The organism is Nocardia sp. NPDC058497, from assembly GCF_042720195.1.
Taxonomy (GTDB): Bacteria; Actinomycetota; Actinomycetes; order Mycobacteriales; family Mycobacteriaceae; genus Nocardia.
Window position 1 is genome coordinate 1 of the sequence record NZ_JBHXMY010000503.1, and the last position, 4,340, is coordinate 4,340.

Consider the following 4,340-nt stretch of genomic DNA (forward strand, 5'->3'; position numbering starts at 1 on the left):
TGCCCCACCAGCCCCCCACTGTGCTCGTTAACCCCCGGATGCCCCCCCCGAACCCCCCCCAAATATTCGGGCCATACCCCCCCCCCCCCCCCACGACCTCATCGGCGAGGTACTGCTCGACGTCACGCCCCGCCCGCTCCGCCGCGACCGCCGTGGTCCCCCGCTCATTGGCCTTGGCCGTCAATGTCTTTCGTGATTCCGTCTCGACCCCGCCGCCGATGACGAGCAGACGAACCTGCTCGCGGTCCAGGATGTCCAGCGCTTCCTCATCGAGGGTGGTGCCGAGAACGCGGTAGCCGAGGCCGTCGATGTAGGCGATGGAGGTGTCGACCACGCTCTGGCCGCGGCCGACGACGAGAAGATCAACGGTGTGCACGGTTTCTCCCTTGTCTAGGTGGACGACCCGTCCATCGTCGCGCGCAGCCGCGCGATCAGGGTCTCGAACTGCTCGAGCTGATCAGTCGAGTATCCGGCCAGGATCGCGTCCTGCTCGGCATTGACCGTGTGGAAGAACTCGTTGGCGAGGCGGCGCGCGTCCTCGCTGCACCGCAAGGTCACCACCCGCCGGTCGGTGTGCTCGCGGCTGCGGGTGACGTATCCCGCCTGCTCCAGCCGGTTGATCAGGGTGGTCATCGCCCCCGAGGTGAGGGTGATCCGCTTGCTGAGCAGTGCGGGGGACAGTGGCGTCCCGGCCTCCTCGGCGGCGGCGATCTCCATCAGCGCGAAGGCGTCGGTCGAGTGCACGCCGAGGGTCTCGGCGAACCGGCGGCCCAGTTCGGTGAAGCTCGCGCCGTAGCCGATGAGCCCGGCGGCGAGCCGCTGCCGCTGCATCGCGACATCGCCGGATGTCCGCTTCGCCATGTCGTCCTCTCGTTCGCCGCTCGATTGACAACCTACCGGCTGCGCACTTACCTTCATCATAAAGTCACTTGATGATGGAGGTAAATTGCGAACAGAAATCGAGACCCCACCGCTGCGGTTGTGGCTGGGCCTGATCGCCGTATCGCTCGGCGTCGCGTTGATCGTGGTCGACCTGACGATCGTGAACGTGATCGTCGCGCCGATCGTCGACGACCTCGCGATCACCTCGATCCAGGCGCAATGGATCCAGGAGTCCTACGCGATCGTCTTCGCGGCGCTGCTGCTGCTCACCGGCAGACTCAGTGACCTCTACGGCGCGCGCAAACTGTTCCTGATCGGTCTCGTCGTCTTCGGCGTGACCAGCCTGCTCGCCGCGCTCGCCCCGAGCGGCGGCCTGCTGATCCTGGCCCGCTTCCTGCAAGGCATCGGCGGAGCGATGATCCTGCCGACCTCCCTGGCCCTGGTGAATTCAGCCTTCACCGGAAAGGCGCGCGGCCAGGCCTTCGCGATCTGGGGTTCCACGATCGGCGCGGCCGCCGCGGTCGGCCCGCTGCTCGGCGGCTGGCTCGCTGACTTCTCCTGGCGCTGGGCCTTCGGCATCAACATCCCGATGGTCGCCCTCATCATGGCCGCGGTGCTCATCTATCTCCCGGTGTCGCCGAGCTCGCCAGGTCGCGTCGATTGGCTCGGCGCCGCGCTGTCGGCACTCGGCCTCGGCCTGCTCGCCTTCGCCCTGATCGAAGGCCGTCACTACGGATGGCTGATGGTCACCGAACCCCTGAGTATCGGTGAATTCGCCTGGCGCAGTGGACCATCGCCGGTGCTCATCGCGCTCGCCGGTGCGATCCTCGCGCTCGGGATGTTCTGGCGCAGGCAAGCGAGACTCACGGACGAGCCCCTGCTCGATGTGCGGCTGTTCTCCATCGACTCGTTCCGCAAGGGCAATGTGGTGACCCTGCTCGTCGGCCTCGGCGAGTTCGGCATCATCGCGGTCCTGCCGCTGTGGATGCAGTTCGCACTCGACTACACCGCCTTGCAAGCGGGCCTGGCCCTGGTCCCACTCGCGATCGGCAGTTTCGTCGCCAGCGGCGCGAGCTTCTCGATGACCGTCTCGGCGCTGGGCCAGGTCAGGATCGGCCTGCTGCTGGAAGCCGCCGGTCTCGCCCTGCTCGGCCTGTTCGCCGCGGCCGACAGCAGCTGGTGGTCGATCGCCGTCGCCCTGTTCGTCTACGGCATCGGCGTAGGCTTCGCCACCGCCCAGGTCACCAATGTCGTGCTCGCCGACGTCCCCGCCGAGAGCGCGGGCCAGGGCTCGGGAATCCAGAGCGCCGCACGCGAACTCGGCTCGGCCCTCGGCATCGCCGTCCTCACCACCGTCTTCTTCAGCACCCTCGGCGCCGGCCTGCGCGACCGCCTGACCGACGCGAACCTGTCCGAAGCCGAGGCGAACCAGCTGACGTCGACAGTCACCGACAGCGCCGGTTCGGTGATCCCAACCCTCGCCGAAGACACCGCCGAGGCGGCCCGGGCAGCCATGGCCTCGGGTATAGAGGTGTCGAGCTACCTGTGCGCGGGCCTGCTCGTCCTCGCCCTGGCGACGACCGCCTTCGTCAAACCCGCGCGCAAGGCATGAACGATCCGTCGCGATCCCCCATCAGCCGCCGCAGTTGAGCGCGGTCGTGGCAAGAATGACCCGGGGGTCGGAAGATTTTTTCGGGTGGCGGGAATGAATCGCCGCAGCTACTGGTTGTGCTGATCAACGACGTTGAGTGTGATGGACTCAAGTTCGGGTTGACGCCTGGAGGCCTCGGAAGGCAGGATTGAGCCCACCACACTCAGCGTTGCTGAGATTGTTGCCCTAAGTACGTCACACAGGAGGAAATCACTATGGCTCGTGCGGTCGGAATCGACCTCGGGACCACGAACTCGGTCGTCGCCGTTCTCGAAGGCGGCGAGCCGGTCGTCGTCGCGAACTCGGAAGGCTCGCGCACCACCCCCTCGGTCGTCGCGTTCGCGAAGAACGGCGAGGTGCTCGTCGGCCAGCCTGCGAAGAACCAGGCCGTCACCAACGTCGACCGCACCATCCGCTCGGTCAAGCGCCACGTCGGCACCGACTGGAGCACCGAGATCGACGGCAAGAAGTACACCTCGCAGGAAATCTCCGCGCGCACGCTGATGAAGCTGAAGCGCGACGCCGAGGCCTATCTCGGTGAGGAGATCACCGACGCGGTCATCACCGTCCCGGCCTACTTCGAAGACGCCCAGCGTCAGGCCACCAAGGAAGCCGGCCAGATCGCCGGCCTGAACGTGCTGCGCATCGTCAACGAGCCCACCGCGGCCGCGCTCGCGTACGGCCTGGACAAGGGCGACAAAGAGCAGACCATCCTGGTCTTCGACCTCGGTGGCGGCACCTTCGACGTCTCGCTGCTGGAAATCGGCGAGGGCGTCGTCGAGGTCCGCGCGACCTCCGGTGACAACCACCTCGGTGGCGACGACTGGGACGAGCGGGTCGTGACCTGGCTGGTCGACAAGTTCAAGGCGTCCTCGGGCATCGACCTGACCAAGGACAAGATGGCCCTGCAGCGTCTGCGCGAGGCCGCCGAGAAGGCGAAGATCGAGCTGAGCTCCAGCCAGAGCACCTCGATCAACCTGCCCTACATCACCGTCGACGCGGACAAGAACCCGCTGTTCCTCGACGAGCAGCTGACCCGCGCCGAGTTCCAGAAGATCACCTCCGATCTGCTGGATCGCACCCGCGCGCCGTTCCAGTCCGTCATCAAAGACGCCGGCATCAACGTGGCCGACATCGACCACGTCGTGCTCGTCGGTGGCTCCACCCGTATGCCCGCCGTCTCCGACCTGGTCAAGGAACTGACCGGTGGCCGTGAGCCGAACAAGGGCGTGAACCCGGACGAGGTCGTCGCCGTCGGCGCCGCCCTGCAGGCCGGTGTGCTCAAGGGTGAGGTCAAGGACGTCCTGCTGCTCGATGTCACCCCGCTGTCGCTGGGCATCGAGACCAAGGGCGGCGTGATGACCAAGCTCATCGAGCGCAACACCACCATCCCGACCAAGCGCTCGGAGACCTTCACCACGGCCGACGACAACCAGCCGTCCGTGCAGATCCAGGTGTTCCAGGGTGAGCGCGAGATCGCCTCGCACAACAAGCTGCTCGGCTCCTTCGAGCTGACCGGCCTGCCCCCGGCCCCGCGTGGCGTGCCGCAGATCGAGGTCACCTTCGACATCGACGCCAACGGCATCGTGCACGTGACCGCCAAGGACAAGGGCACCGGCAAGGAAAACAAGATCAAGATCCAGGACGGCTCCGGCCTGTCCAAGGAAGAGATCGAGCGGATGGTCAAGGACGCCGAGGCGCACGCCGCCGAGGACAAGGCCCGCCGCGAGGAGGCCGAGACCCGCAACCAGGCCGAGTCGCTGGTCCACCAGACCGAGAAGTTCATCAAGGACAACGAGGACAAGGT

General features: G+C 66.6%; 4 protein-coding genes. 2 read left to right on the forward strand and 2 right to left on the reverse strand.

The genetic code is table 11. The features are described from left to right. Window positions 1-376 (reverse strand): hypothetical protein (locus ACFWPJ_RS25915; protein WP_378855038.1); only part of this gene is annotated, 376 nt, incomplete at its 3' end. 14 nt (window positions 377-390) lie between these two features. After that, window positions 391-861 carry a MarR family winged helix-turn-helix transcriptional regulator gene (locus ACFWPJ_RS25920; protein ID WP_378855040.1) on the reverse strand — a complete coding sequence of 157 codons (471 nt, stop codon included), beginning with the start codon at window positions 859-861 and terminating at the stop codon, window positions 391-393. 85 nt (window positions 862-946) lie between these two features. Between ACFWPJ_RS25920 and ACFWPJ_RS25925 the strand changes: the two genes are divergently transcribed. After that, a complete protein-coding gene (locus ACFWPJ_RS25925) occupies window positions 947-2,494 on the forward strand; it encodes a DHA2 family efflux MFS transporter permease subunit (protein ID WP_378855042.1) in 1,548 nt (515 codons plus the stop codon). 254 nt (window positions 2,495-2,748) lie between these two features. Then, a partial coding sequence (dnaK, locus tag ACFWPJ_RS25930; protein ID WP_378855044.1) for a molecular chaperone DnaK occupies window positions 2,749-4,340 on the forward strand: 1,592 nt, incomplete at its 3' end.

Bases quoted from the DNA above. Each gene is read 5' to 3' on its own strand.
- ACFWPJ_RS25920 (WP_378855040.1), bottom strand. From the start codon at position 861: ATGGCGAAGCGGACATCCGGCGATGTCGCGATGCAGCGGCAGCGGCTC.